This window comes from Micromonospora sp. NPDC049049 (genome assembly GCF_040649115.1).
Classification (GTDB): Bacteria; Actinomycetota; Actinomycetes; order Mycobacteriales; family Micromonosporaceae; genus Micromonospora.
Genome location: NZ_JBEZEX010000005.1, coordinates 33,325 through 60,300, shown reverse-complemented (window position 1 = coordinate 60,300; position 26,976 = coordinate 33,325). Strand labels below are relative to the sequence as shown.

The following is a 26,976-nucleotide window of genomic DNA, read 5'->3' as shown; positions in this document are numbered from 1 at the left end:
TCGTGGCTCTGTCTCACCGGCGCCGCCGATCCGGGCTGATCGCCCTCGGCGCCGCCCTCACCCTGGCGGCCGGGTTCACCCCACCCGGCGCGGGAGCGTCCGCCGCCCCGCCGAACAACCCCGACCGCCCGGCGGGCATACCCCCGGCCGCCGCCGGACGCGCGTCCACCGTCACCCTGATCACCGGTGACACGGTCACCGTCACCACCGCGGCGGACGGCAGCACGGTGTCGACGGTGCGTCGGCCGGACGGCAGCACCCCGAGCTTCCACCGCACCGTGCGCGACGGCGACACCTACGTCTACCCGGACGCCGCGCTGTCCTATGTGACGAGCGGCGTGCTGGACCGGCAACTGTTCAACGTCACCGACCTCATCGCCGACGGTTACGACGACGCGCGCACCGACGCGCTTCCGTTGATCGTGACGATGACCGACGCGGCGGCCCGCAACCGCACCCGCCCCTTAGTCGACGGCGCCACGCTGGTCCGCCAGTTGGACAGCGTGCAGGGCGCGGCGCTGACCCGCCAGCGCGCCACCGCCGACCGGTTCTGGACCGCGCTGACCGCCGGTTCGGCCCGGCGTACGGGTGACGCCCCGACCCTGGCGAACGGCATCGCCAAGGTCTGGTTGGACGGTCGGGTGCACGCGGACCTGGCCGAATCCACCGCTCAGATCGGCGCGCCTGAGCTGTGGGCCGAGGGCAACACCGCGACCGGTGTCGACGTCGCGGTGCTCGACTCGGGTGCGGACGCCGAACACCCGGACCTCGTCGGGCAGATCGCCGAGTCCAGCAGCTTCGTCCCCGAAGAGCCCGACATCCTCGACTACAAGGGCCACGGCACGCATGTCGCCTCGACGATCGCCGGCACCGGCGCCGCGTCCGGTGGCGCGGAGCGGGGCGTCGCCCCGGGTGCCCGGCTGCACATCGGCAAGGTGCTCAACAGCGAGGGCAGCGGACAGGACTCGTGGATCATCGCCGGCATGGAGTGGGCGGCCCGTGAGCAGAAGGCCCGGGTGGTCAGCATGAGCCTGGGCGGTGAGGCCACCGACGGCAGCGACCCGATGAGCCAGGCGGTCGACCGACTCAGTGCCGAGACCGGCGCCCTCTTCGTGATCGCCGCCGGCAACAGCGGCCCGGCCAGCATCGGCAGCCCGGGTGCCGCCAACTTCGCGCTCACAGTGGGCGCCGTCGACAACACCGATCACCTCGCCGACTTCTCCAGCCAGGGGCCACGCGCCGGCGACGGCGGGCTCAAGCCCGAGATCACCGCCCCCGGCGTGGACATCCTGGCGGCCCGCTCGCACCTCGTGCGGGGCGGCTCCGGCGACTACACGCTGATGAGCGGCACGTCGATGGCCACCCCGCACGTGGCCGGCACGGCCGCGCTGGTCGCCGCCGCGCACCCGGACTGGACCGGTCAGCGGATCAAGGAAGCGCTGGTCAGCACGGTCAAGGCCACCCCCGGGTACACCCCGTACCAGGCGGGTGCCGGCCGGGTCGACGCGGTCGCCGCCGCGCACGCCACCGTCTTCGCCACCCCGAGCGCCTACTCCGGTTTCCAGGCGTGGCCGCAGCAGGCGGGCGCGACCGTCGACCGTACGGTCACCTACACCAACCTCGGCGGCGCGTCGGTCGACCTGAGGCTGGCCCTCGACGCGGCCACCGCGCCGGCCGGACTGTTCGCGCTCTCCGCCGACCGGGTGACAGTGCCCGCGGGCGGCACCGCCACCGTGACGGTGACCGCCGCGTACGACAAGCTGCCGGTGGAGAAGCAGGTCAGCGGCATGATCGTCGCCACCGACGGGACCGGTGCGGTGCGTGGGCGCACCCTGATCGGCGCCGGCAAGGAGGGTCAGCGGCAGAACCTGACGCTGGTTGCCAAGGACCGCGACGGCAAGCCGCTCGTCGGCAAGGTCATCCTCACCGCCGACACTCTCTTCACCGCCGTGGACCTGCCCGAGAGCGGCACCGCCACGCTGCGGCTGCCGGTGGGCTCGTGGAACGGTTGGATCTCCGCGGACGTGCGGGGTGTGCACGGGCCGCACTCCAAGGGCATGGCGATGCTCAGCTTCACCGACGTGAACCTGGACCGTGACCGCACCGTCACCCTGGACGCGCGGGCCGCCCGACAGGTGCAGGCCCGGGTGCCGCAGGAGGCCGCCGCCAGCGCGCTGCGGATGGACATCCACCGCTCCACGAAGAACGGTCTCACCGAGAGCCAGGTGCTGCCCGACGACTCGTACGACAGCATGTGGGCGTTGCCGACGAGCCGTCCGGTGACCGACGGCGAGTTCGAGTTCGGTGCCCGGTGGCGGCTGGAGCAGCCGGCCCTGACCGTTTCGGCCGGCGGTCGCTCGTACGACGATCTGCTGGTGAAGCGGGCGACCCCGGCGCTGCCGGCCGGCCGGCGTCAGCTGGACGCGGTGTACGTCGCCGACGCGTCGGCGACGGGCCTGGCCAAGCGGCCGGTCCGGGACCGGGCCGTGGTGGTGCGCCGCAGTGACAGTGTGGACATCGCCACCCAGGCGCAGGCCGCCGCTGCGGCCGGGGCGAAGCTGCTGCTCGTGGTGAACGACGGCATCGGTCGGCTCCAGCCGTGGGACGAGGCGCCGTGGAGCCCGGAGAGCCCCGCCCCGGTGACCGTGGCGACCCTCGGCGCCGACGAGGGTGGGCAGCTCATCGCCGCGCTGGAGCGGGGCGCGGTGCGGCTCACCGTCGAGTCGCACCCGGAGACCACCTACCTGTACGACGTGGCGCACCACTGGACCGGTAACGTGCCGGCCGACCTCACCTACCGGCCCACGAAGCGGCAGTTGGCCCGGGTCGACGTGGAGTTCCGCAACTACCGGCAGGGCAAGGCGCTGGAGTTCCGCACCGACATCTGGCGCGGCTGGGCGTCGAGCAACCAGGAGCCGGCACCGGCGCAGGGCCGCCGCACCGACTGGGTGAGCGCCGACCAGCGGTGGGTCGACGACGCGTTCATCGCCGGCGAGACCGGTCAGCACCCGATGGCGACGGCCACGTACCCGGCCGACAAGCCGAGCGCGGTCACCTGGTTCGGGCCGATCCAGCGACCCCGGATGGGCGGCAGCTACGTGCCGGTCCGCTACCTGGACACCGTTTACCTGCCCGCGCCCGGGTGGGGCGACGGGGGCGGCCACATCGGTGAGGCGTACGCGAACTACAAGATGGTCAACCGGACCACCCTCTACCAGGGTGACAAGGAGCTGGACTGGGGGAACGCCGAGTACCTCCAGGTCCCCGGGCTGGCCCAGCAGCGACTGCCGTACCGGCTCGTGGTGGAGAACGACAGGGCCGGGTGGACCAACCCGTACTCCCGGCAGACCCGCACCGAGTGGGGCTTCCACTCGGCGGTCACCGGGGAGGAGTCGGCCGAGGTGCTGCCGATGATCCAGCTGGACTACCAGGTGGCCATCGACTCCGCCGGCAGGGCGTCGCGACGTGCGCCGCTGACCGTTGTCGCCTCCCACCTGCCCGGCGTCACCGACAGGATCGGCGCGGTGACCGTCGAGGTGTCCTACGACGACGGGGCGACCTGGCAGAAGCAGCGGCTGACCCGGCACGGCGACGGCTGGCGAACCTCGCTGGCCGCACCGGCGAAGGCCGGCTTCGTGAGCCTGCGCACCACGGCGCGTGACAGCGCCGGCAACACCGTGAGCCAGAGCATCAGCCGGGCGTTCGGCCTGCGCTGACAGCGTGGTGACCGGCCGCCGGTCGGGGTGCGTGAATCACCCCGAGCGGCGGCCGGTGCCGTCAGTGGAGTTCCTCGACGAGCTGGTCCCAGTCCGTGCTGACCGGCAGCAGGTCGCCGGCCAGCCAGGCGGCGCTCTGGTCGTCGTGGTGCGGGTCGCCGGGCACCCCGCAGGCGCCCAGGGGGACCACCCAGCGGCTGTCCGATCGGCGGGCCAGGTCCCAGACGAAGCGCGCCGCCGGCCCCCGGAAGCACCAGTGGGTGACCCCGGGCACGCTGGAGGTGGCCAACACGCAGTCGTGGTCCCCGTCGAGCCGGGGGCCGGGCCCGGTGTCCGGGCCGGGCAGGGCCCGCCACGCCGCCAGCCGGTGCAGGTCCCCCCAGAGCACCGGCTCGGCCGCCGCGTCGGCTACCTCCTCGGCCGCCGCGCCCACGAGCGCGGCGATGTCCACACCGGGCAACGGGCTCGCGCCGAGCAGGTGCTCCAGCGCGTGACCGACCCGCGGCGTCAGCGCCAACCAGGGCGCGAACACCTCGGGGTACGCGGGCAGCTCGGCCAACGCGGCCAGCGCCGGGTGGGCGGCGATCCGGCGTACGACAGCCGCCCGCAGGATGGCGTAGGCGGCCGCATCGGTGCTGTCGGCGGCCATCCGGCGATCCCAGCGCAGCAGTCGTTCCCGCAGCGCGGCGGCGGCCGGACCGAGCCCCGTCGACTCCGCGAGGACCGCCAGCAACGGCCCGGCCGCGCCAAGGTACGTGTCGGTGTGCACCGCTGCCATCTCGTCGGCAGTCCAGGCCGGACGGGCGTCGAGCAGCTCGGCGATGCGACGCGCCCGGTGCGGTGGGGCGAACTCGACCCCGAGCGGCGCCGCCAGCCCGCGCTCGTTGGCCATCACCGCCCGACCGTGCACCTCGGCACGGGGCATCGGCGCGTGCCAGCCCTGCCAGGCGTACGCGGCGTCCCATCCGGGGACCACCCGCCGGCCGTTTTCCGGGTGCCGTACCGGTACCGCCCCGGCGACCCGGTGCAACAGCCCTCCGGCGGTGTCCGCGGCCTGCACCACGTTGACCGGCTCCACCCAGTGCCGCAGCGCGTGGTCGACGTCGGCCACGGTGCGGGCGCGCAGCAGCTCCGGCAGCGTCGCGAATCCGAGGTCACCCCGGACCCGGGGCGGGTAGCGCAGGCTGACGGCACTCTCGTCGTCCGGCCCACCGGCGATCACCGGACCACGATCGGTCTCCACCACCTCGACCTCGACCGGGTCGGCCCCGGCCACCTCGATCATCTCGACGTGGCGGTGCGCCGTGCGCCAGCCGTCCGGGCCGAGCGCCTGGACCCGGGGGCCGTCGCGGCGCAGCCGCTCCGCGTACACGTCCTGGTAGTCGGCCATCGCGTTGGTGATCGCCCAGGCCACGCCGCCGGTGTGCCCGAAGTGCGCGATGCCCGGCACGCCCGGCACCGCCAACCCGACCACGTCGTACTCCGGGCAGGCCAGCCGGATCTGCTGGTAGACGCCGGGATCCTCGATGAACCGGTGCGGATCGCCGGCGAGCAGCGCGGCCCCGGTGCCGGTGCGCTCGGCGGCGAGCAGCCACCCGTTGCTGCCGGCCACGGCCGGCCCGTCGGTGGCGAAGCTGTCGACCGCGTCCGGCCCGAGCCGCTGCGCCACGTGCTCACGCCAGAGCTTGCCGGGGAACCCGGCGAACAGGATGTGGTGGCCCAGCCAGACCGCGAGCGGCGTCCACGGCTCCCACCGACCCGGGCTCAGCCCGGTGGCGGCGAACTCCGGTGACCGGGCCGCCCCGGCGGCGAGAGCGGCGTTGACGCCGTCCACGTATGCGCCCACCCACTCGGCGGTCGCCGGGTCCAGCGAGGCGTGGCATCGGCGTGCGGTGTCGTCGAGCCGGACCTGCCGGACGAACCGGTCCCAGCCGAGCGCGTCGGGCCCGAGGAACGCCGCGCTGGTGCCCCGGGCGCGGTGCCGCTCCACCTCGATCTGCCAGGCCCGGTCGTACGCTGTCACCCGGCCCTGCGCCACCGCCAGCGCGAGCGGGTCGGCGGCCCGCAGGTGCGGCACTCCCCAGGGGTCCCGGAAGCGTCCCGTCCTCATGCCGGCTCCGGGGCCAGCGTGGTGGCGCGGCGTCGGGCCGCTGGGACGACCAGCGGGGTGCCGGTCTCCGGGTCGTCGATCACCCGGCAGGGGAGCCCGAACACCTCCTCGACCAGCGCGGCGGTGACCACCGACGCCGGCTCCCCGGCGGCCACCACGCGTCCGTCGCGCATGGCGATCAGGTGGGTGGCGTAGCGGGCCGCGTGGTTCAGGTCGTGCAGCACCGCGACAAGGGTGCGGCCCTGCTCCTCGTGCAAGCGGGCGCAGAGGTCCAGGATCTCGATCTGGTGGGCGATGTCGAGGTACGTGGTCGGTTCGTCGAGCAGCAGCAGGGGTGTCTGCTGGGCCAGCGCCATGGCGATCCAGACCCTCTGCCGCTGCCCGCCGGACAACTCGTCCACGGCCCGGTCGGCGAGGTCGTCGACCCCGGTCGCGGCCATCGACTCCTCGACCATCCGCTCGTCCTCGTGAGACCACTGCCGCAGCAGCCCCTGATGGGGGTAGCGACCCCGGGCGACCAGTTCGGCGACGCTGATGCCGTCCGGTGCGATCGACGACTGCGGCAGCAGGCCGAGCGTACGGGCAACCTTGCGGGCCGGCAGGTCGTGAATGTCCCGTCCGTCCAGCAGCACCGCTCCGGCGCTGGGGCGCAGCATCCGGGACAGGGCCCGCAGCAGCGTGGACTTGCCGCACGCGTTCGGGCCGATGATGACGGTGAAGGACCTGTCGGGCACCGCCACGGTCAGGTTCTCGGCAATGGTGCGCTGGTCGTAGGCGAGGGTCAGCGCGGTGCCGCCGAGTCGGGAATCGCCGGGTCGCATGGGTGCTCCTTCAAGGGCGTCACTGGTGTTCACAGCCGGCCCGCCCGACGTTCCATCGCCAGCAGCCAGACCAGGTAACCGCCGCCGATCACGCCGGTCACCACGCCGACCGGGAGTTGGTGCCCGGCGAACGCGCGTTGCGCCACCAGGTCGGCCCCGACCAGGAGCGCCGCGCCGACGGCCATCGACGGCAGCAGGTTCGGACCCGGGGCCCGGGTCAGTCGTTTCGCCACGTGCGGGGCGACGAGCGCCACGAAGGACACCGGCCCGGCGGCGGCCGCCGCGAACGAGACCAGCAGCACGGCGGCGGCGAGCAGCACCAGGCGCAGCCGGCGTACCGGCACGCCCAGGGCGCTGGCGGCGTCGTCGCCCAACTCCATCATCCGCAGCGCCGGGGCGCAGCCGACGAGCACCAGCGGCGCCAACACGACCAGGACGGCGAGCAGCGGCCCGGCGTTGGCCCAGCCTCGCCCGTCCAGGCTGCCGGTGAGCCAGAGGACCGCGCGGGCGGCTTCCATCAGGGGCGCCCGGGTCAGCAGGTAGCCGTTGACGCCGGTCAGGATCGCGGACACCCCGATGCCCACCAGGATGAGTCGGTAGCCGTGCACCCCGCGCCGCCAGGCGAGCGCGTAGATCACCAGGCCGGTGCCGAGACCACCGACGACCGCCGCGCCGGCCAACGCCAGGCTGCTGCCACCGAGGACGACCACCACCAGCGCCCCGGTCGACGCGCCCTGGGTGAAGCCCAGGATGTCCGGGCTGCCCAACGGGTTGCGGACCAGCGACTGGAACACCGTGCCGGCGAGAGCCAACGCCGCACCGACCAACAGGGCGGTGACCAGCCGGGGCAGGCGCAGCTCAAGCACGATGAACTGCTCCGCCGCAGTGCCACCGCCGGTCAGCGTGCGCAGCACGTCCGCCGGACCCATCGGGTAGTCACCACTGCCCAGGGCCACCACACCGAACCCGGCCGCGAGCACCGCCGCGCCGGCCCCGACACCCAACGCGCGGGGCCGAAACCGCAGCGACAACCCCCATGACGTACGTACGACAGTCACGGTTGGGCCACCCTTCGGCGGGTGACCAGCCACAGGAAGAGCGGGCCGCCCAGTACGGCGGTCACCATGCCGACCTGGAGTTCTCCGGGGCGGCCCAGCACCCGGCCGAGCACGTCGGCGCCGAGCAGCAACGCGGGTGCGAGCACCGCGCAGTACGGCAGCAGCCAGCGCAGGTCCGGGCCGGTCAGGGCGCGGACCAGGTGTGGCACGAGAAGCCCGACGAAGACGATCGGTCCGCACGCGGCGGTCGCCGCGCCGCAGAGCAGGGTGACGGCGACGATCACGGCGGCGCGGATCAGCGCGGGTCGAGCGCCGAGGGCTCGCGCCGCGTCGTCGCCGAGCGCCAGCGCGTTCAGCGGACGGGCGGCACCGAGCGCGACCAGCAGCCCAACGATGATGAACGGCAGCACCCGGGTCACTGTCGCGGAGTCCGCGCTGGCCAGTGAGCCGACAGTCCAGAAACGCAGCCGCTCCAGCGACGCGGTGTCCAGCAGCATCACCGCGCTCACGTAGGAGTAGAGGGTGGCGTTGAGTGCCGCCCCGGCCAGCGCGAGTCGGGCCGGGGTCGCGTCGCGTCCGCCGCCGACGGTGTAGACGAGCGCGGTCACCGCTGCCGCGCCGAGCAGCGCGAACCAGACGTACCCGCCGACGGCGGTGACGCCCAGGAACGCGGCGGCGGTGGCGACGGCCGCGGACGCGCCGGCGTTGATGCCGAGCAGTCCGGGGTCGGCGAGTGGGTTGCGGGTAAGGGCCTGCATGACAGCGCCCGCCACACCGAGGGCGGTGCCGGCGAGCAGCCCGAGCAGGGTGCGGGGCAGGCGCATCCGGTGCACCACCGCGTACTCGGTGGCGTCGCGGTGCAGCAACCCGGACCAGACGTCGGCGAGCGGCATGGCCTTCGCTCCGACCGCGATGCTGAGCACCACGATCACCGCGAGCAGTGCCACGGCGGTGACCAGGCCGGCGGCGCGGGCTGCCCGACGGCCACGCCGGCTCGGGGGTGCGGCCGTCGCCCTGGCTGGCACGGGCGGTGCCGGTCGGGTGACGGTGGGTGTGGCGTCCAGTGTGGGCTCCGGGGTGGTGGCGACACGGCGTACCGCTGTTGACAATGACCGAGGTTAGGCTAACCTAACCCCGCTGCCCTGGTCGACCCCGGCCAACCCTTGATCGAAAGACAACACCATGCCCGATGCCCTGTCCGCCCGCCGCCTCTCCCGCCGTGGCCTGCTGGCCGCCGGTGGCGCCGCCACGCTGGCCACCCTGCTCGCCGCCTGTGGCACTAACGACGCCGCGAAACCCGCCGCCGGCAACGGAAGTGGCCCCTGGTCGTTCACCGACGACCGTGGCACGAAGGTAGAGGCCGCAGCCCGTCCGGCCCGTGTGGTGGCCTTCACCGGGGTGGCGGCGGCCCTGATCGATTTCGGTCTCGACAAGCAGCTCGTGGGCGTCTTCGGTGAGACCAAGCGTGCCGACGGCACGGCCGAGCCGCAGGCCGGCGACCTTGACGTCGAGGGCGTCGAGATCCTCGGCAACGTGTGGGGCGAGTTCAGCCTGGAGAAGTACGCAGCGCTGCGCCCCGAACTGCTGGTCACCCACATGTACGACCCGGACGCGCTCTGGTACGTGCCGGACGAGAGCAAGGCCAAGATCCTCCCGCTGGCGCCCAGCGTGGCGATCACCACCGCCCGGGTGCCGATGACCAAGCCCATCGAGCGGTACGCGGCGCTGGCCGAGTCGCTCGGCGCGGACCTGTCCGCGAAGAAGGTCACCGACGGAAAGGCCCGCTTCGACGCCGCCGCCGAGGCGGTCCGGCAGGCGGTGAAGGCCAACCCCGGGATCAAGGTGATGGCCTGCTCCGGCAGCCCCGACCTCTTCTACGTCTCCAACCCGAAGGTCAGCACCGACCTGATGTACTTCGCCGAGTTGGGCGTCGACATCGTGGTCCCCACCAAGCTCGAATCCGGCGACTACTTCGAGGCGCTGAGCTGGGAGAGCGCCGGCAAGTTCCCGGCCGACCTGATCCTGCTGGACAACCGCGGCACCGCGCTGCAGGCCAAGGACCTCACGGCCAAGCCGACCTGGCAGCAACTGCCGGCGGTCAAGGCCAACCAGGTGAGCCCGTGGGACGCGGTGCCCCGCTTCTCGTACGCCGGCTCCGCACCGCTGCTGGAGAACCTCGCCACCGCCATCCGGAACGCGAAGAAGGTCAGCTGACGAACACCACATCCCCGGGCGCACCGCCGCGCCCGGGGTGGGTTCCGGCTGCCCTCGTCCAGAACGTGGAAGGACCACCAGTGACCGTGCCGACGTACCCCGTCGAGACCACCACGCCGCCACCGGCGTCAACCGCCGCGCGGGCCCAGCTGCTGCACGGTGGCTCGGTCGAGCAGTACCGCCGGACGATCGCCGACGGCGTCGACCGGGTCGCCCGGCGGGTGGCCACAGTGGACCGTCCCGGCACCGGAATCACGCCGGCCGAGCTGGCCCCCCTGGTCGACCGGGTGGACCTGGACCGGCCGCTGGGCGACGCCGGCGCCGCCCTCGACGAGCTGGAGAGCGTCTACCTGCGCGACGCCGTCTGGTTCCACCACCCCCGCTACCTGGCCCACCTCAACTGCCCGGTGGCCATCCCGGCACTGCTCGGTGAGGCGGTGCTCACCGCCGTGAACTCCTCGCTGGACACCTGGGACCAGAGCGCCGGGGCCACCCTCATCGAGCGCCGGCTGATCGACTGGACGGCCGAGCGGATCGGCCTCGGTCCCCGCGCCGACGGCATCTTCACCAGCGGCGGCAGCCAGTCCAACCTCCAGGCGCTGCTGCTGGCCCGGGAGGAGGCGTGCGCCGACGCCATCGGCCCCGCGGCGCGCGCCGACCTGCTGCCCCGACTGCGCGTGCTCACCTCCGCGGCCGGTCACTTCAGCGTGCAGAAGTCGGCAAAACTGCTCGGCCTCGCCCCGGACGCGGTGATCGCGGTGCCCACCGACGCCCGGCGACGGATCCGGCCGGCCGCCGTCCGCGAGGAGATCGCCCGGTGCCGCCAGGCCGGGCTGGTGGTGATGGCCGTCGTCGGCACCGCCGGTACCACCGACTTCGGCTCGATCGACCCGCTCACCGACCTGGCCGGGATCTGCGCGGCAGCCGGCGTGTGGCTGCACGTGGACGCCGCGTACGGCTGCGGTCTGCTCGTCTCACCGACGCGCCGGCAGCTGCTCGACGGCATCGAGCGGGCCGACTCGGTGACCGTTGACTTCCACAAGTCGTTCTTCCAGCCGGTCAGCTCCAGCGCGCTGCTGGTCCGCGACCGGCGGACGCTGCGGCACGTCACCTACCACGCCGACTACCTCAACCCGGCCCGGATGGTGGAGCAGCGTATCCCCAACCAGGTCGACAAGAGCTTGCAGACCACCCGCCGTTTCGACGCGCTGAAGCTCTGGCTCACCCTGCGGGTGATGGGCCCGGACGCGCTCGGCGGGCTCTTCGACGAGGTCGTCGACCGGGCCGCCGACGCCTGGCGACTGGTCAGCGAGGACCCGCGCTTCGAGGTGGTGACCCGCTCGGAGCTGAGCACCGTGGTGTTCCGCTACCTGCCCACCGGCCCCGGCCGCGAGTTGGCCGACGCCGCCAATCTGCACGCCCGGGAGGCCCTCGCGGCGTCCGGTCTCGCCGTGGTCGCCGGGACCCGGGTGGACGGCCGGCACTTCCTGAAGTTCACACTGCTCAACCCGGAAACCACAGTCGACGACGTCGGGTACGTGCTCGACCTGATCGCCACCCACGCCGGTCAGTACGTGCACGACCACGTCGACGCCAGCCTGACCTGCCACGTCGGCTGACGCCGGTGACCTCGAACCCGCGCCTGGAGACCCCGATGTCCACCCACGACTTCATCGCCATCGGTTTGGGCCCGTACAACCTGGGCCTGGCCTGCCTCACCGCGCCGATCGACGAGCTCGACGGGGTGTTCCTGGAGGCCCGACCGAGCCTCGCCTGGCACCCCGGCATGCTGCTGGAGTCGGCCCGGTTGCAGACCCCGTTCATCGCCGACCTGGTCAGCCTCGCCGACCCGACGTCGCCGTACTCCTTCCTCAACTACCTCAAGGAGATCGGCCGGCTCTACCCGTTCTACATCCGGGAGAGCTTCTACCCGCTGCGCAGCGAGTACGACGCGTACTGCCGGTGGGCGGCGGAGAAACTGCCGAACCTGCGCTTCGGTCAGAGCGTGACAACAGTGGAGTACGACCCCGCCGACGAGCGGTACGTGGTGCGGGCCAGCACGGGCACGGGCGAGACCGTCGAGTACCGGGCCCGGCACCTGGTGCTCGGCACCGGCACCCCGCCGCACCTGCCCCCGGCCGTGGCCGACCTGCCGGGCGATGCCGTGCACAACTCCCACTACCTGGAGCACCGCTCGGCGTTGCGCACGAAGCGCAGCATCACGGTGGTGGGCAGCGGGCAGAGCGCCGCCGAGATCTATCACGACCTGCTCGGCGACATCGACCGGTACGGCTACCAGCTCAACTGGGTGACCCGTTCACCGCGGTTCTTCCCGCTCGAATACACGAAGCTGACGCTGGAGATGACCTCACCGGACTACGTGGACTACTTCCACGCGCTGCCCGAGGCGACCCGCTACCGGCTGGAGTCCGAGCAGAAGGGCCTGTTCAAGGGGATCAACGCCGACCTGATCAACGACATCTTCGACCTGCTCTACGCGCACAGCGTCGACGGGCCGGTGAACACCCGCCTGCTCACCAACACCGAGCTGGTCAGCGCCGAGCACCAGGACGGGCAGTACACGCTGGGGTTGCGTCAGGTGGAGCAGGAACGCGACTTCGCCCTGCGTACCGAGGGTCTGGTGCTGGCCACCGGCTACCACTACCGGGTGCCGGAGTTCCTCACGCCGGTGCGGGACCGGATCCGCTGGGACGCGCAGGGCCGCTTCGACGTGGCCCGCAACTACAGCATCGACCACGGCGGGCGGGGCATCTTCCTGCAGAACGCGGGCACCCACACGCACAGCATCACCTCACCGGACCTGGGCATGGGCGCCTACCGCAACTCCTGGATCATCCGCGAGCTGCTCGGCCGGGAGCACTACCCGATCGAGAAGAGCATCACGTTCCAGGAGTTCGGGGTGTCGTCGTGACCACTGTCTTCACCCGGGTCGACGACAGTCTCGGTGAGTTCGCGCTGCGGCAGCTCGATCCGGACGCCGACGCGGCGCTCCTGCACACCTGGGTGACCCACCCGAAGGCGGCGTTCTGGATGATGCAGGACGCCGACCTGGCCCAGGTCACCGAGGAGTACCAGCGGATCGCCGAGCACCGGCACCACGACGCGTACCTCGGGCTGTGGCGGGGGAGTCCCGCCTTCCTCACGGAGCGCTACGACCCGGCCCACGTCGAGCTGGTCGGCCTCTACGACCACCAGCCCGGTGACGTGGGCATGCACTTCCTCTGCGCGCCGGTCGACGCGCCAGTGCACGGCTTCACCCGGGCGGTGATCGGCACCGTCATGGCGTGGCTCTTCGACGACCCGACGACCCGGCGGGTGGTGGTCGAACCGGACGTGCGCAACACCGCCGTGCACGCGCTGAACGCCGCCGTCGGCTTCACTGTCGTCGGCCCGATCGCCAAGCCGGAGAAGGACGCGCTGCTCAGCGTCTGCACCCGAGCCCAGTTCCAGGCCGCCGTCGACCGTGCCGCCGCCGACCGAACCGAAGGAGCCCCGGCGTGACCACCACCGCCGTCCCCACCCACGCGCCCGTCGCCGCCGCGCACCACACCTCCGGCGACCCGGTCGGGCACCTCACCCCGCAGCGCTGGGCCCGGGCCAACCGGCTGCTGGTCCGCAAGGCGCTCGCCGAGTTCACCCACGAGCGGCTGCTCACCCCGCAGGCCGTGGCCGGCCCCGACGACCGGCAGTGGTACGAGATCCTCAGCGACGACGGCACCGTCACCTACCGGTTCGCGGCGCGGGTGCTCGCCCTGGAGCACTGGCAGATCGACGCGGACAGCATCACCCGACACCGCGAAGGCACCTCCCTGACCCCGGACGCGGTGGACTTCATCGTCGAACTGCGCGACACCCTCGGGCTCTCCGCGCGGGTGCTCCCGGTCTACCTGGAGGAGATCACCTCGACGCTGGCGGGTACGGCGTACAAGCTGGCCCAGCCCGCGCCGACCGCCGCAGAGCTGGCCGAGGCGGACTTCCAGACCATCGAGACCTCGATGACCGAGGGCCACCCCTGCTTCGTGGCGAACAACGGCCGGCTCGGCTTCGGCGTCGACGAGTACCACCGGTACGCCCCGGAGGCCGCCGCGCCGGTGCGGCTGGAGTGGCTGGCCGCACACCGGGACCACGCCACGTTCAGCAGCGCCGCCGACCTCGACTACGACACGCTCATCGAGAGCGAGTTGGACGCCGAGACCCGGGCCCGTTTCGCGACCACGATGGCCGATCTCGGGCTGGACCTCGCCGACTATCACCTGATCCCGGCGCACCCGTGGCAGTGGTGGAACAAGCTGGCGGTCACCTTCGCCGGTGAGCTGGCCGAGCGGCGGCTGGTGCACCTCGGCCCCGGGCCGGACGTGTACCTCGCCCAGCAGTCCATCCGTACCTTCTTCAACGTCAGCGAGCCGGGGCGGCACTACGTCAAAACCGCGCTGTCGGTGCTGAACATGGGCTTCATGCGGGGGTTGTCGGCCGCGTACATGGAGGCCACTCCGGCGATCAACGACTGGCTGGCCGACCTGATCGCCGCCGACGAGGTGCTGACCGACACCGGCCTGACCGTCATCCGGGAGCGGGCCGCTGTGGGTTACCGGCATCGGCAGTACGAGGCGGCGACCGAGCGCACCTCGCCGTACCGCAAGATGCTGGCCGCCCTGTGGCGGGAGAGCCCGATGCCCGAGCTGGCGCCGGGGCAGCGACTGTCCACGATGGCCGCGCTGCTGCACGTCGACGACGAGGGCGGCTCACTGGCGGCGGCGCTGATCGCCCGGTCCGGCCTGGTGCCCGAGGTGTGGCTGCGCCGCTACCTGGACGCCTACCTGACCCCGCTGCTGCACAGCTTCTACGCCCACGACCTGGCTTTCATGCCGCACGGCGAGAACGTCATCCTGGTCCTCGACGAGCAGGACACCGTCCAGCGGGTGATTTTCAAGGACATCGCCGAGGAGATCGCGGTGATGAGCGACAGGGTCGAGCTGCCGGCGGCGGTGGAGCGGATCCGCGTCGAGGTGCCCGACGACACCAAGCTGCTGAGCATCTTCACCGACGTGGTGGACTGCTTCCTGCGGCACCTCAACGCGGTCCTGGTCGAGGCCGGTGTTCTCGCCGAGGACGACTTCTGGCGCACTGTCGCGGCCAGCGCCGCCGACTACTTCGACCGGGTGCCGCACCTGGCCGAGCGGGTCCGCCACTACGACCTGTTCGCCCCGGAGTTCACGCTGTCCTGCCTCAACCGGCTGCAACTGCGTAACAACCAGCAGATGATCGACCTGGCCGACCCGTCGGCGGCGCTCCAGTTCGTCGGCACCCTCACCAACCCGCTCGCCGCCCACGCTCCGGCCCGGTGACCGCGATCGCCTTTGATCAGCGCGCACGGCAACGGGTGCAATAGGCGGATGGGAGTTCTGAGTACCTGGGTACGCGGCAACGTCGGCCGGGCCGGTGGTTGCCTCAGTCGGTCGGCTCTGCCGTGCCGGCCTTCTGGAACGCGCGGGCCAACTGGGCGAGGTCGAAGCCCTCGAAGTGCTGGAGGAACCGGCGGCGTACGGCGGCCAGGTGACTGGGCCAGGCTTCCTCCAGGCGGGCGTAGCCCTCGTCGGTGAGGACGGCGTTCCAGCCGCGCGCGTCCTCCTCGCAGCGTTCCCGCCGGACCAGGCCCTGCGTCTCCAGCCGGATGATCGTGCGGGTCATGCCGCTGAGGGAGAGGTAGCAGAGCGCGGCGAGTTCGTTCATGCGCATCCGCTGGTCGGGCGTCTCGGAGAGGTTCATCAACGCGGTGTACTCGGTGAGCGGCAGCTGACGGTCACCGACCATGTCCGCGTCGATTGCGCGGGGTAGGACGTGCATCACCTGACCCAGGGCGCGGACCAGGGATTCCTCGTCAGGGGTGAGGGGTTGCGGAGTTGCTGCGGAGGGGTTGGACATCCTCCTATCATACTTGCTTGACTCAGCAAGTGCTCACCCTCCGTGTGACTACGCCCATACGCCAAGTATTTGCTTGACCAATCAAGCAGGGATAGCGTTCTCCGTCGTCAGGCAAGAACCTCTGAAAGGCGCCACACATGACCAGGATCGGGATCATCCTCGGAAGCACCCGCCCGGGGCGTAACGGCGAGGCCGTCGCCCGCTGGGTGCTCGAGATCGCCAAGCAGCGCTCCGACGCGGAGTACGAGCTGATCGACCTGCTGGACTACCAGCTGCCGCACCTCGACGAGGCGTACCCGCCCTCGATGGGCCAGTACACCCAGCCGCACACCAAGCGGTGGGCCGAGACGATCGCGTCGTTCGACGGGTTCATCATCGTCACCCCCGAGTACAACCACTCGACCTCGGGTGCCCTGAAGAACGCGATCGACTTCCTCTACGCCGAGTGGAACAACAAGGCCGTCGGCTTCGTCAGCTACGGCTCGGTCGGCGGGACGCGCGCCGTGGAGCACCTGCGTCTGATCTCCGGTGAGCTCCAGATGGCCGACGTGCGCTCGCAGGTCGCGTTGTCGCTCTTCACCGATTTCGAGAACTTCAGCGTCTTCAAGCCCAACCAGTTCCACCAGGATTCGCTGACCGCCACGCTGGACCAGGTGGTCGCCTGGAGCACGGCGCTCGCTCCGCTGCGCAAGGGCTGAGCACGTCACACCTTTCGGAAACGGCCGTGGGGGATCCCACGGCCGTTTCCGGACGTTCAGGCACGCTGCGCACCGGCGAACAGATCCAGCGAGAGCTGCCACAGTCGCGCCGCCGCCGCGGGGTCGATCGCGTGGTCGGCGACGCCGCTCAGCGGGTTCGCCGGGTCGTGGCGCACCGCCTGCTGGCAGTCCTCGAAGTACCGGCCGCCGATGCCCTCCAGCTGCGGCCCCGCAGCGAGCAGCACGGAGGTCGCGGCCCCCTGCTGCGGGGTCTTGAAGTCGAACGCCGGAAGCTGTGCGTAGTCCTCCTCGGTGAGGTGCCGTCCCAGGTTGGTGGCGACCGCCCCCGGGTTGGCCACGTTGACGGTGATGCCGTCGCCGGCCCAGCGCCGGTTCGCCTCGACCGCGAACAGCGCTGTGGCGGTCTTCGACTCGCCGTAGGCGAGGAGACGGTCATAGGGGCGTTGCCGGAAGTTGACGTCCTCGAAGACCATCGGCGCCTGAACGTGGGCGATGGAACTCAGCGACACCACCCGCGCCCGACCGGCCCCGGCGAGTGCCCCGTGCAGCCCGTTGGCGAGTGCGAAGTGGCCGAGGTGGTTGGTGGCCAACTGCAACTCCCAACCCTCCGCCGTGCGCATCTCCGGGGTCGCCGACACCCCGGCGTTGTTGACCAGGATGTGCAGGGGCCCGTCCCAGGCGGCCACGAACGCGGCGACCGACCGCTGGTCGGACAGGTCCAGCGGCGCGACCCGGAGCAGCCGGTTCGCGCTCCCGGCGCCGATCTCCCGCGCGGTCCGCTCTCCGGCCCCCACGTCCCGTACCGCCAGGGTCACCTCGGCGCCCGCCATGGCGAGCGCCCGGGCGGTCTCCACCCCGATGCCCGACGAGGCGCCAGTGACGAGGGCGCGCCGCCCGGTCAGGTCGACACCTGCCACGACGTCGGCGGCGGTGGAATGGGCGTTGAACGGCGTGCTGACTCGTGTTCCCGACATGATCGTCTTCCTCCGGTGAATGTCCTCACGTGGCCGTGCCGGCTCGCCGTATCGGCGAACGGTGTGCCGGTGCTGCCCTTCGCACCGATCGTGCGCGGAGGTCTGCGCGGACGGCCAACACGCTCTTCCTGGCGTGGCTACAGTCTGTTCCTGTGGCGACGCCTGAGCTGCGACAACTGCGGTACTTCCTGGTCCTCGCGGAGGAGCTGAGCTTCACCCGGGCCGCCGCCCGCCTGATGATCGCCCAGCAGTCGCTGTCGCAACAGATCACCGCCCTGGAACGCGCCCTCGGGGCGAAGCTGTTCGACCGCGACAGCCGTGGCACCACCCTCACCGACGTCGGCGCCCTGTTCGTGCCCGAGGCGCGCGCCGTGACCGATCGCGCCGAGCAGGCCGTCGCCGTCGTGGGGCGGGCCCTGCGGGGTGAGGTGGGTACCCTCCGGCTCGCCTTCCTGACCACCGTCGCCAACCACCTGCTGCCCCCGGTGGTCCGGGCGGTCCGCCACCACCTCCCCGACCTGCACCTGGCCACCGAGTCCACCAGCATCGCGCCCCTGGTGCAGGGCGTCTTCGACGGGCAGTTCGACGTCGCCTTCACCCGGACCCCGCTCGTTTCCGGCCTGGAGTCCAGGAGACTGACGACCGAACCGGTCTGCGCGGTGCTGCCCGAGGGCCACCCGCTCGCCGGGCGCGACGAGTTGACCCTCGCCGACCTGGCGAACGAACAGTGGGTCATGACCCCGCGCAGCTCCTGGGAACCCTGGCACCGCGCCTACGAGGACCAGTTCCGGGAAGCGGGCTTCGTACCGACAGTCGTTCAGGAGGAGGCCGGCGTGCAGAGCCTCCTTGGCCTGGTCGCCGCCGGGCTCGGCGTCACACGACTCGCCTGCTCGGCGGCGAGTCTTCGCCGCACCGGCGTGGCGTTCGTTCCGCTGGCCGACGCCTACGCGTACACCGAAATGGTGTGGCTGGAGGGCAACGCCGCACCCGCGCTGCACCGCTTCCTGGACGTGGTCACGGAGCTCGCGGCGACGACCGACCTCACCACCACCGGCTGACGGTGAGCCGGCCGGCTCAGCGCGTCGCGAGGCGGTGGGTGGTGCCGTCGGCGACGGCGCGGAGCTTGTCGGGGTTGGCGACGTTGTGGATGGCGGTGATGCGACCGCCAGCGTCGACGTCGACGGAGATGGTGGCGACCACCCGACCCGCGCCGCTGAACACCAGACCCGGCCCCCCGTTGATCTCGACCAGGGCGGCGCGCATGTCGTGCGGCGCGACGCCCTGGTAGGTGACGGTGCCGATGGCCGCGAACCACGCGGCGACCGTGTCCGCACCCCTGATGGGACGCAGGGCCTGGCGGACCTTGCCACCGCCGTCGGTCCACAGGGTGACGTCCGGAGACAGCAGCTCCAGCAGGGTGTTGATGTCGCCACCGGTCGAGGCGGCCAGGAACCGCTCGGTGACCCCGCGCTGCTGCGACCGGTCCGCGGTGAAACGTTGCCGCTGGCCCCGCACGTGCTCGCGAGCCCGGTGGGCGGTCTGGCGGACCGCGGCCTCGGAGCGTTCCACCGCCGCCGCGATCTCCGCGTGGCTGAAGTCGAAGACCTCCCGCAGGACGAACACGGCGCGTTCGAGCGGGCTGAGCGTCTCCAGCACCACGAGCATCGCCATCGACACCGACTCGGCGTCGGTGACGGCGTCGGCCGCGTCCCCGTCGGTCAGAACGGGTTCGGGCAACCACGGCCCCGGATAGGTCTCGCGCTGGTGTCGGGCCGAGCGCAGGCGCTGCAACGCGAGGTTCGACACGATGCGGGCGAGGTACGCCCTGGGGTCGGCGACCTGGGAGCGGTCGGCCGAGGACCAGCTGATCCAGGCGTCCTGCACCGCGTCCTCGGCGTCCGCCGCGCTGCCGAGAATGCGGTAGGCCACCGAGAACAGCAGGTTGCGATGACTGTGGAACACCTGCTCGTCGGCGTCCGGCGGGCGTGTCACCGCGCGTCCTGTCGGCGGGTGAAGCGGCCACCGCGCGGCCAGAACGCACCGGAGGATGGCAGTCGCGACATGCGCCGGTAGGTCGGCCAGGGCGAAGCGCTCACGGTCTCCTTGTACCAGACCGCCATCCGCCCGGTCAGGCACCCGCGGCGAGGGCTGTCGTCGGGGCGGGTGAACTGCACGACAGCGTCGTTCCGGCCCAGGCTCACCGGCGTGTGGTAATAACCGAACCGGAACGGCCTGGGTTGCCTGCCCCGCAGCGCGCGGGCGATCGACACCGCCGCGTGCACGCCGGTCGGCATGCCGCTCTGGCAGGTGCCGTGCAACACCCCGTAACCCTGCCGGATCGCCGCCGCATCGCCGATCGCGTACACCTCGGGGTGCGACACCGACCGCAGAACGGGGTCGGTGACGACGCGACCGCGCCCGTCCACTGTCAACCCGGCGGCGGCCGCCAGCGGCGCCACCCGGGTACCCCCCGTCCAGAGGACGACGTCAGCGGCCACGGTCTCCGCGCCGGCCAGTTCGACAGCGTCGGGCCGGACCCTGGTGACCGCCGCTCCGGTGATCACCTCGACGCCGAGACGGGTCAGCGCCGCCCGCAGGTACGCCCGGGCTTTCGGGTTCATGCCCGCGCCCGGGTCCTGCTGGCCCACCAGCGTGACACCGGCCTCCGGGTGCCGTTCCGCGATCTCCGCGGCGGCCTCGACCCCGGTCAGTCCGCTGCCGACCACGACGACCGTGCCGGTGCCGAGCCGGCCCAGCCGATCCGCCAGCGTCCTCGCGCCGCCCGGACCGTCCAGGGTGTACGCGTGTTCCTCGACGCCCGGGACCGCCGCTGTGTCCGTCACGCTGCCCAACGCGTAGACCAGGGTGTCGTAGCGCAGCACCCGGCTGTCGTCGACGCGGACGGTCTTCGCGTCGGTGTCCACCGCCGTCACCCAGCCGCGCACGAACTGCGCACCCGCGCCCGCCAGCAGGTGCGGGATGTTCAGCTCGGCGAGCCGCTGACCGGTCGCCGTCATGTGCAGCCGGAGGCGCTCGCTGAACCGCTCCTGCGCGTTGACCACTGTGACCCGCACGTCGGCCCGCCTGGTCCGGCCGGCGAGTTGGGTCGCCGCGGCCATGCCCGCGTAGCCCGCGCCGAGGATCAGCACCCGGTGTGTGCCTGTGCTCATTGTTCCGCCTCTCCGATCGGGTTGACGACCACGAGATGCGTGCCGCTCGTCCGTTCGTGACACGGCAGCGATGTGACGCCCGCCACGGACGGCGCCGAGCGGGCGCGGTCACTACCCTTGGCGCGATGAGCCGATCCGCCGACGCTGGTCGGGCTCCGCTCTGGCGGGACCGGACCTTCAGCACGTACTGGGTCGCTCAGTCGCTCTCGGCGGCCGGCGACTCGTTCGCCTACCTGGCGGTGCCGCTGCTGGTGCTCCAGGCGACCGGGTCGGTGGCGCGGATGGGTCTGCTGACCGCCGTCGCGGGCGCGGCGTCCGTCGTCGCCGGGATCTTCGGTGGGGTGCTGGTCGACCGGTACGACCGCCGCACCCTCATGATCGTGGCGGATCTGACCCGACTGGTGCTCTACGCGCTGGTGCCACTGGCGTGGATCGCCGGTCCGCAGGTCTGGCTGCTCTTCGTCGTGCTGCCGATCTGCGAGGCGGCCGGCATGCTGTTCCAGGTCGCCGCGGTGACAGCGGTCCGCAACCTCGTCGACTCCGACCGGATCACCGAGGCCAACGGCCGGTTGCAGGCGACGTACGCGGCGGCGGCCGTCCTCGGGCCGCTGCTCGCCGGTGTGGTGGCTGCCCGCTTCGGCCCGGCCACCGCCATCGCCGTCAACGCGGCGAGCTTCGCGCTCTCGGCAGCCGGCCTGTGGCTGATCCGACTGCGCCCCGTCCAGGTGGACGAGGGGGTGGCCCGGCAACGCCCGCTGGTCGAGTTCCTGGCCGGGGCGCGGTTCCTGTGGCGTCAGCCCGTGCTGCGCGCGCTGACCGTCCTGTTGTCGGTCTTCATCTTCCTCACCTACGGTTTCGTCGACGTGTTGATCTACCACGTCACGCACGACCTCGGCGGCTCCGAGGGCACCGTCGGCACGGTGCTCGGCCTGGCGGCGCTGGGCACTGTCGCCGGGGCGCTGCTGGTGGCGCCGCTGCGCCGACGTCGCGGCTTCGGTGCCACCTGGATCGGCGCGCACGCGATCTGCGGTTTCGCGGTGGCGGGGGTCGGCATCGCCACCACAGTGCCAGCGGTCACCACGTTGACCGCGGTGTACCTGTGCTGCCTCAGCGTCGGCGGGATCTGTTCGATGTCCCTGCGGCAGGAGATCACCCCCGATCACCTGCTGGGTCGGGTGACGTCGGCGTTCTGGAGCACGCACTACGCCCTCGGTCCGGCCGGGGCTGTCGTGCTGACCTGGGCCGCCGGCCGGTACGGGGCTGCGGCGGTCACGCTCGTGGCGGGCGCGGGGTGCCTGCTGGTCGCTGTCGGCGGCCTCTTCACCCCGATCCGCCGTGCCGGCGCGGAGCCGGCCGCCGGGCAGCCCGGACTGCGCCCGGCCCCGGCCGGCGGCTGAGCCCTCCCGGTCGATCATGGACTTATGGTGGGCGGGTTGTGAGCGCCTGCCCTTTTTGCACACCACCACAAGTCCATGATCGGCGCGGGCGGAGCGGGCGCGGTCAGAACTCCTGGTACATCACGTGCAGGCCGACCCGGCCCACTGTGGGGTGACGGAAGGCGCCCGGCACGGTGCCGACCACCTCGAAGCCCTCCCGCCGATACAACCGCACCGCCGAACCGTTGCTCTCCACCACCGCGTTGAACTGCATGCCGGCGTACCCCTGCTGACGGGCCCAGGTGAGAGCGTCGCGGCACAGCGCGGTGCCCACGCCCCGGCCCCGCGCGTCGGCGGCGACCATGAAGCTGGCGGTGGACACGTGAGCGCCCGGCCCGGGCCGGTTGGCGCCCATCTTCGCGGTGCCGAGCACCCGCTCGCCGTCGACCGCCACGACGGTCCGCGCCGGCGCCGCCTCGACCCACATGCCGTACGACTGCTCGGCGGTCATCGCCGGGTCGTAGGGGAACGTCTCCTGTGCCCGGCTCACCTCCTCGATGATCGGCCACACCTGCGACCAGTCCCGGTCGACGAACTCCCGAATCAGCACCGGGGGAGGTTAGGCCCTGGCCGGAGCCCCGGACAATCCGTTTATCCGCAGGTGCATCCACGCGGCCTACCCGGCGCGAAGCATGGGTCGTGACGAGACGTCACGGATCCGTCGCTTCGACGAAAGGCCCGCTGATGAAGATCGCACGACTCGCCGCCAGGATGGCGGTGGGCGCCATGGCCACCGCGCTGGCCACCACGGCCATCGCTGTGCCGGCCGCTCAGGCGACCGGCAAGGCCAAGCCGCTCGGCACGAAGTCACTCGCCGCGGTGCTCACGAAGGACACCAGCGGTTTCGACCGCAACTCGCGGGACTTCGACGTGCTGACGGCGGCCGTGCTGGCCGTGCTGGAGGCCAAGCCGAACTCTCCGGTCAAGGTGCTCACCGACGGCACCGTGGCGCTGACCGCGTTCATCCCCACCGACGCGGCCTTCCAGCAGTTGGTCCGCGAGATCACGCAGGCCCAGAAGTTGCCGAGTGAGAGCGCCGCTTTCACCGCCGTGGCCGGGCTGGGCATCGACACCGTCGAGTCGGTGCTGCTCTACCACGTTGTCCCGGGCGCCACCATCGATCGCAAGACGGCGGTCCGGGCCGACGGCACGGACCTGACCACCGCGCTCGGCTCGACCGTCGAGGTCGACGTGCGCACCTACCTGTACTTCTTCCGCCAGGTGCGGCTGGTCGACGCCGACACCAACGACCGTGACGCCCGGGTCGTCTCCTACGACGTCAACAAGGGCAACCGGCAGATCGCCCACGCCGTGGACCGGGTGCTGCGCCCGATCGACCTGCCCTGACCGAGGGCGGGTGGCGTCCGGCCATGGGCCGGACGCCACCCGCGCCGGCCGATCATGCGCCGGACGCCACCCGCGCCGGCCGATCATGCGCCGGACGCCACCCGCGCCGGGACGTCAGCCCGCGGCGAGCGCGGCCAGCTCCTCGTCGAGCAGGGCCGCCAGCCGGGCGGACCGGACGGGATGGCTGTGCGCGGTCATCCCGCGGCTGGGCATCTCCACTGTCATCAGCAGGTACAGGTGCAACCGGTAGAGACCGAGCCGGCGGCGTGCCGAGGCGTCCAGCACCAACGGTTCGGGCGCGCCGGCCTGGTAACCGCGCACCAGGGGATGCTCCGGCTCGTCCTCCACACGTCGGAAGAGCAGCGGCGAGACCAGGTCCAGCAGCGGGTCGCCGTAGAGGAACCGCTCGCCGTCCACCAGGCCGCGCAGCCGCAACCGGCCGTCCGCGTCGGGTGCCGCCAGCACGTTGCCGTCCCAGCAGTCGAAGTGCAGCAGCGCCGGTCGGCGCACCTCGTCGAGCACGTCGGCGTGCCGCCCCACCAGCGCGTGCAGCTGCTCCGGGGTCACCGGCAGTCGGACGTCCCAGTCGGCCGCGTCGGCCAGGAGCGCGTCGAGCATCGCCGTGAACGCCGCCCGCCAGGTCGGCCCGCCGGCCCGGTCGTCGTCGTACCCGAACCGCTCACCGGTCACCCCGTGCAACGCGGCGAGGGCCACCCCGAGGTCGTGGCGCGCCGGGCCGTCGTCGACGACGACACCGGCCTCGGCCAGGCCGGACAGCGACCGGCCGGGAAGCATCGTGGTGACCAACCACTCGCCGTACGCCGGGTCGGCGCCGCGCCACAGCACCGGGGGGACGGGCACCTGCGGTGCCCGCTGCGCGACGAGCCGAAAGTACCGCTCCTCGGCGGCGCAGAGCCCGCGCTCATAGCGCAGCAGCGGGGTTCCGGCCGGCGGAGCCAACTTCAGCACCACCCGACGGTCGTCGTCGAGCAGCGCCCACCAGACCGTCGCGAACCCGCCGCCGGCCAGCGGACCAGCGTCGCGGACCCGGGTGTGTGGGCCGAACGACGCAGCGATCAGGTACGCCACGTCGGCGCGCGTGAGGGGCCGCTGGGTCGGGCTGACTCCGGTCACGACGTCCTGTCACCTCGCCGTGCGCGTGGCGCGGAACCCGCGGTGGCACGGGTGGACCGGGGGACGGGACCGGCGGTGTCGCGGCGGACCAGCTCGGCGGGGAGCACCTCGACTCGGGGCGTCGGGGATCCGACGCCGAGCACCAGGGACATCGCCCGCACACCCATGTCGACAAGGGGCAGTCGCACTGTGGTCAGCGCCGGGGTCACGTCCCGGGCGATCGGCATGTCGTCGAAACCCAGCACCGAGATCTGCTGTGGCACCGCCATTCCACGCGCGCGCAGGGTGGCGAGCGCGCCGATGGCCATCGAGTCGTTGAGCGCCACGACGGCGGTCAGCTCCGGGTCGGCGTCGAGCAGTCGGGCGGTGGCCTCCGCGCCACCGTCGCGGTCGAACTCCGCGTACCGGATGCGCCGTTCGGGCAGCTCGCGGCCCTGCTCGGTGAGGGCGTGCCGGAGGCCGGCGAGCCGGTCGGTGGTGGTGGTCAGGATGCGCGGGCCGGCGACCACGCCGATCGCCCGGTGCCCCAACCCGCACAGCTCCCGCCCGGCGAGGAAGCCGCCGGTCCGGTTGTCCGGCATCACCGCGTCGCCGGAGTGCTCGTGCCGGCCGATCACCGCCACCCGCCCGCCGGTGGCCTCGTACGCGGCGAGCTTCTCGTTGAGCTGCCGGGTGAACGCCTCGTCGTGGTAGCCCGAGCCGGCCAGGATCAGCGCCGCCACCTGGTGCCCGCGCAACAGCTCCACGTACTCCAACTCGCGGTCCGGGTCCCGGTAGCTGTTGCAGATCATCAGCAGCCGGCCCTGGTCGGTGGCGACCCGTTGCAGCCCTCGCGTGATCTCCGCGAAGTAGGGGTCGGAGACGTCGTGCACGATCACACCGACAGCGCTGCGGTGCGAGCGGGCCAGTAGTTGGGCGTGCGCGTTCGGCACGTACTGCAACTCGGCGACGGCGGCGAGCACCCGTTCCCGCAGCTCGTCGGTGACCGGCTTGCTGCTGCCGTTGATGACGCGGGAGGCGGTGGCGGGTGAGACGCCCGCACGGCGGGCCACATCGGACAGGGTCGCCATGGCCCGCCCCCTCGATCTGTTGACGGCGTTTCGTCGTGCCGGCTAGCGTCACCGTACCGCAGAGAAAGCCCTTTCCCGCAGGGAGGCCCGGCCGTGTCCGATCGCTTCGCGGTACTTCAACTCGACGAACTTACCGCCCGTCGCTGCTCGTGTGGGACCACCCGCCGGGGCTTCATCGCCGAGAGCGAGGGCCAGGCCAGCGTGCATCTGCTCCAGGTGCAGGACGCGGTGACCCACCACCACCGGGTCGCCACCGAGTACTACGTCGTGCTCGCCGGTGAGGGCGAGATCGAGCTGGACGGCGTCCGTCACCCCGCTCGGCCGATGTCCGCGTTCCTGATCAAGCCGGGCTGCCGGCACCGGGCCATCGGCGACCTTACCGTGCTGCTGGTGTCACTGCCGGCCGCTGACGACACGGACGAGTACTTCGATGCGTGATCGACCGGCGCCACTGCCCGGCGGGGTCGGGGTGTCCCGGCTGCGCGTCTACGACACGGTGGCCCCGGACGGCCTGGTCGGCGGCACCCCGCACGTGCACCTGTGCTGCACCGAGGGGTACGTGGTGACCGACGGCGAGGGCATGGTGCAGACCCTGACCACGGCCGGTTACGGGGAGACGCCGCTGCGGCCGGGGGTGATGGTCTGGTTCGAGCCGGGCACCGTGCACCGCCTGGTCAACACCGGCGGGCTGAGCATCGTGGTCCTGATGCAGAACAGCGGCCTGCCCGAGGCGGGCGACGCGGTGCTGACCTTCCCACCCGAGGTGCTGGCCGATCCGGCCGCGTACGCCGTGGCGGCGGCGTTGCCCGACGGGGGAGCGCCAGGGGCGGACGTGCGCGTCGCGTACCGCCGTCGGGATCTGGCGGTGACCGGCTTCCAGTCGCTGCGGTCCGGTGGTCCGGCGGCGTTGGCAGCGTTCCACGCCGCCGCGGCAGCCCTGCGCCAGCCGTTGCTGACGCGGTGGCGTCAGCGGTGGGAGGCCGGCGCGGGCCGCGCCGCCGCCGACACCGCCGCTCAGCTCGATGCCCTGGAGCGGGGGGATCCGGGACACCTGGGCGACGCCGGGGTGTACGTGGTGGACGCGCCGGTCGAGCGGGGCCGGTTGGGCATGTGCGGCCTGCTGGACACCTACCCTGCGGCAGGTTGACCGTCCTTTCGGGACGGCTGCCGAGGGCTGCCAGACATCGGTGGAAACAGATCGAGGAAAGGCCTTGCCCGGCGTGAGGGGGCCGCCTACGCTCCAGGAAAGCGTTTGCCTGATCCG

23 protein-coding genes are annotated in these 26,976 nt (G+C 72.2%); 12 read left to right on the top strand and 11 right to left on the bottom strand.

Translation table 11 applies throughout. The features are described 5' to 3' along the window. Positions 1-2 precede the first annotated feature (2 nt). A complete protein-coding gene (locus AB0B68_RS07525; protein ID WP_357258339.1) occupies positions 3-3,716 on the top strand; it encodes a S8 family serine peptidase in 3,714 nt (1,237 codons plus the stop codon). Positions 3,717-3,777: 61 nt separating this feature from the next. Here AB0B68_RS07525 and AB0B68_RS07520 read toward each other — a convergent pair whose 3' ends face one another. From AB0B68_RS07520 to AB0B68_RS07505, 4 genes are read right to left on the bottom strand one after another with little or no spacing between them, the layout of a single operon-like run. Beyond that, on the bottom strand, positions 3,778-5,826 hold the full coding sequence (locus tag AB0B68_RS07520; RefSeq protein ID WP_357258336.1) for a penicillin acylase family protein: 2,049 nt from the start codon (positions 5,824-5,826) through the stop codon (positions 3,778-3,780). After that, entirely contained in the window at positions 5,823-6,647 is an 825-nt protein-coding gene (locus AB0B68_RS07515) for an ABC transporter ATP-binding protein (RefSeq protein WP_357258333.1), read from the bottom strand. The genes AB0B68_RS07520 and AB0B68_RS07515 overlap by 4 nt, the downstream gene beginning before the upstream one ends. A gap of 29 nt (positions 6,648-6,676) precedes the next feature. Next, positions 6,677-7,705, bottom strand: a complete 1,029-nt coding sequence (locus AB0B68_RS07510; protein WP_357204899.1) for an iron chelate uptake ABC transporter family permease subunit — start codon at positions 7,703-7,705, stop codon at positions 6,677-6,679. Continuing rightward, positions 7,702-8,652: an iron chelate uptake ABC transporter family permease subunit gene (locus AB0B68_RS07505; RefSeq protein WP_357204937.1), complete on the bottom strand. Its 951-nt coding sequence runs from the start codon at positions 8,650-8,652 to the stop codon at positions 7,702-7,704. The genes AB0B68_RS07510 and AB0B68_RS07505 overlap by 4 nt, the downstream gene beginning before the upstream one ends. A 235-nt stretch (positions 8,653-8,887) precedes the next feature. On the opposite strand from AB0B68_RS07505, the gene AB0B68_RS07500 reads away from it, so the two are divergent. The 5 genes from AB0B68_RS07500 (at position 8,888) to AB0B68_RS07480 (ending at position 15,285) form a co-directional block, all read left to right on the top strand. Then, the gene (locus tag AB0B68_RS07500; RefSeq protein ID WP_357204902.1) at positions 8,888-9,919 is read left to right on the top strand and encodes an ABC transporter substrate-binding protein; all 1,032 of its coding nucleotides are present in this window, start codon (positions 8,888-8,890) and stop codon (positions 9,917-9,919) included. Positions 9,920-9,999: 80 nt separating this feature from the next. Beyond that, positions 10,000-11,538, top strand: a complete 1,539-nt coding sequence (locus tag AB0B68_RS07495; RefSeq protein ID WP_357258330.1) for an aspartate aminotransferase family protein — start codon at positions 10,000-10,002, stop codon at positions 11,536-11,538. A gap of 35 nt (positions 11,539-11,573) precedes the next feature. Continuing rightward, positions 11,574-12,851: a lysine N(6)-hydroxylase/L-ornithine N(5)-oxygenase family protein gene (locus AB0B68_RS07490; RefSeq protein WP_357258629.1), complete on the top strand. Its 1,278-nt coding sequence runs from the start codon at positions 11,574-11,576 to the stop codon at positions 12,849-12,851. Further along, complete coding sequence (locus tag AB0B68_RS07485) at positions 12,848-13,441, top strand: GNAT family N-acetyltransferase (RefSeq protein WP_357258327.1); 594 nt, start codon at positions 12,848-12,850, stop codon at positions 13,439-13,441. The genes AB0B68_RS07490 and AB0B68_RS07485 overlap by 4 nt, the downstream gene beginning before the upstream one ends. Continuing rightward, positions 13,438-15,285, top strand: a complete 1,848-nt coding sequence (locus AB0B68_RS07480; RefSeq protein WP_357258323.1) for an IucA/IucC family siderophore biosynthesis protein — start codon at positions 13,438-13,440, stop codon at positions 15,283-15,285. The genes AB0B68_RS07485 and AB0B68_RS07480 overlap by 4 nt, the downstream gene beginning before the upstream one ends. A gap of 103 nt (positions 15,286-15,388) precedes the next feature. Here AB0B68_RS07480 and AB0B68_RS07475 read toward each other — a convergent pair whose 3' ends face one another. After that, the gene (locus AB0B68_RS07475; protein WP_357204914.1) at positions 15,389-15,862 is read right to left on the bottom strand and encodes a MarR family winged helix-turn-helix transcriptional regulator; all 474 of its coding nucleotides are present in this window, start codon (positions 15,860-15,862) and stop codon (positions 15,389-15,391) included. Between the two features lie 137 nt (positions 15,863-15,999). Between AB0B68_RS07475 and AB0B68_RS07470 the strand changes: the two genes are divergently transcribed. Then, positions 16,000-16,560 carry an NAD(P)H-dependent oxidoreductase gene (locus tag AB0B68_RS07470; RefSeq protein ID WP_112589991.1) on the top strand — a complete coding sequence of 187 codons (561 nt, stop codon included), beginning with the start codon at positions 16,000-16,002 and terminating at the stop codon, positions 16,558-16,560. Between the two features lie 56 nt (positions 16,561-16,616). Here the strand turns inward: AB0B68_RS07470 and AB0B68_RS07465 are convergent, their stop codons facing one another. Further along, positions 16,617-17,555: an SDR family NAD(P)-dependent oxidoreductase gene (locus AB0B68_RS07465; RefSeq protein ID WP_357204917.1), complete on the bottom strand. Its 939-nt coding sequence runs from the start codon at positions 17,553-17,555 to the stop codon at positions 16,617-16,619. Between the two features lie 152 nt (positions 17,556-17,707). On the opposite strand from AB0B68_RS07465, the gene AB0B68_RS07460 reads away from it, so the two are divergent. After that, the gene (locus tag AB0B68_RS07460) at positions 17,708-18,613 is read left to right on the top strand and encodes a LysR family transcriptional regulator (protein WP_357204920.1); all 906 of its coding nucleotides are present in this window, start codon (positions 17,708-17,710) and stop codon (positions 18,611-18,613) included. Between the two features lie 16 nt (positions 18,614-18,629). On the opposite strand, the gene AB0B68_RS07455 is transcribed toward AB0B68_RS07460, so the two are convergent. Next, a complete protein-coding gene (locus AB0B68_RS07455) occupies positions 18,630-19,547 on the bottom strand; it encodes an RNA polymerase sigma-70 factor (protein WP_357204923.1) in 918 nt (305 codons plus the stop codon). After that, positions 19,544-20,725, bottom strand: coding sequence for an FAD-dependent oxidoreductase (locus tag AB0B68_RS07450; protein ID WP_357258320.1), 1,182 nt, complete (start codon positions 20,723-20,725; stop codon positions 19,544-19,546). Before AB0B68_RS07450 ends, AB0B68_RS07455 begins: the two co-directional genes overlap by 4 nt. A 125-nt stretch (positions 20,726-20,850) precedes the next feature. On the opposite strand from AB0B68_RS07450, the gene AB0B68_RS07445 reads away from it, so the two are divergent. Beyond that, positions 20,851-22,122: an MFS transporter gene (locus tag AB0B68_RS07445; protein WP_357204929.1), complete on the top strand. Its 1,272-nt coding sequence runs from the start codon at positions 20,851-20,853 to the stop codon at positions 22,120-22,122. 103 nt (positions 22,123-22,225) lie between these two features. On the opposite strand, the gene AB0B68_RS07440 is transcribed toward AB0B68_RS07445, so the two are convergent. After that, positions 22,226-22,711, bottom strand: a complete 486-nt coding sequence (locus AB0B68_RS07440) for a GNAT family N-acetyltransferase (protein ID WP_357258317.1) — start codon at positions 22,709-22,711, stop codon at positions 22,226-22,228. A gap of 134 nt (positions 22,712-22,845) precedes the next feature. Between AB0B68_RS07440 and AB0B68_RS07435 the strand changes: the two genes are divergently transcribed. Next, positions 22,846-23,508, top strand: coding sequence for a fasciclin domain-containing protein (locus AB0B68_RS07435; RefSeq protein ID WP_357204934.1), 663 nt, complete (start codon positions 22,846-22,848; stop codon positions 23,506-23,508). Positions 23,509-23,622: 114 nt separating this feature from the next. Here AB0B68_RS07435 and AB0B68_RS07430 read toward each other — a convergent pair whose 3' ends face one another. Both AB0B68_RS07430 and AB0B68_RS07425 read right to left on the bottom strand, forming a co-directional pair. After that, positions 23,623-24,642, bottom strand: coding sequence for an aminoglycoside phosphotransferase family protein (locus AB0B68_RS07430; protein WP_357204989.1), 1,020 nt, complete (start codon positions 24,640-24,642; stop codon positions 23,623-23,625). Then, positions 24,639-25,712: a LacI family DNA-binding transcriptional regulator gene (locus AB0B68_RS07425; protein WP_357258314.1), complete on the bottom strand. Its 1,074-nt coding sequence runs from the start codon at positions 25,710-25,712 to the stop codon at positions 24,639-24,641. The genes AB0B68_RS07430 and AB0B68_RS07425 overlap by 4 nt, the downstream gene beginning before the upstream one ends. A 93-nt stretch (positions 25,713-25,805) precedes the next feature. Between AB0B68_RS07425 and AB0B68_RS07420 the strand changes: the two genes are divergently transcribed. After that, a complete protein-coding gene (locus AB0B68_RS07420) occupies positions 25,806-26,150 on the top strand; it encodes a cupin domain-containing protein (RefSeq protein ID WP_355006751.1) in 345 nt (114 codons plus the stop codon). Continuing rightward, positions 26,143-26,859 carry a cupin domain-containing protein gene (locus tag AB0B68_RS07415; RefSeq protein ID WP_357258312.1) on the top strand — a complete coding sequence of 239 codons (717 nt, stop codon included), beginning with the start codon at positions 26,143-26,145 and terminating at the stop codon, positions 26,857-26,859. The genes AB0B68_RS07420 and AB0B68_RS07415 overlap by 8 nt, the downstream gene beginning before the upstream one ends. Positions 26,860-26,976 lie beyond the last annotated feature (117 nt).

What these genes read in the sequence shown, in the direction of transcription:
- AB0B68_RS07520 (WP_357258336.1), bottom strand. Translation starts at nt 5,826, where the DNA reads ATGAGGACGGGACGCTTCCGGGACCCCTGGGGAGTGCCGCACCTGCGG.
- AB0B68_RS07515 (WP_357258333.1), bottom strand. Translation starts at nt 6,647, where the DNA reads ATGCGACCCGGCGATTCCCGACTCGGCGGCACCGCGCTGACCCTCGCC.
- AB0B68_RS07500 (WP_357204902.1), top strand. Translation starts at nt 8,888, where the DNA reads ATGCCCGATGCCCTGTCCGCCCGCCGCCTCTCCCGCCGTGGCCTGCTG.
- AB0B68_RS07490 (WP_357258629.1), top strand. Translation starts at nt 11,574, where the DNA reads ATGTCCACCCACGACTTCATCGCCATCGGTTTGGGCCCGTACAACCTG.
- AB0B68_RS07475 (WP_357204914.1), bottom strand. Translation starts at nt 15,862, where the DNA reads ATGTCCAACCCCTCCGCAGCAACTCCGCAACCCCTCACCCCTGACGAG.
- AB0B68_RS07470 (WP_112589991.1), top strand. Translation starts at nt 16,000, where the DNA reads ATGACCAGGATCGGGATCATCCTCGGAAGCACCCGCCCGGGGCGTAAC.
- AB0B68_RS07465 (WP_357204917.1), bottom strand. Translation starts at nt 17,555, where the DNA reads ATGTCGGGAACACGAGTCAGCACGCCGTTCAACGCCCATTCCACCGCC.
- AB0B68_RS07450 (WP_357258320.1), bottom strand. Translation starts at nt 20,725, where the DNA reads ATGAGCACAGGCACACACCGGGTGCTGATCCTCGGCGCGGGCTACGCG.
- AB0B68_RS07445 (WP_357204929.1), top strand. Translation starts at nt 20,851, where the DNA reads ATGAGCCGATCCGCCGACGCTGGTCGGGCTCCGCTCTGGCGGGACCGG.
- AB0B68_RS07435 (WP_357204934.1), top strand. Translation starts at nt 22,846, where the DNA reads ATGAAGATCGCACGACTCGCCGCCAGGATGGCGGTGGGCGCCATGGCC.
- AB0B68_RS07425 (WP_357258314.1), bottom strand. Translation starts at nt 25,712, where the DNA reads ATGGCGACCCTGTCCGATGTGGCCCGCCGTGCGGGCGTCTCACCCGCC.
- AB0B68_RS07415 (WP_357258312.1), top strand. Translation starts at nt 26,143, where the DNA reads ATGCGTGATCGACCGGCGCCACTGCCCGGCGGGGTCGGGGTGTCCCGG.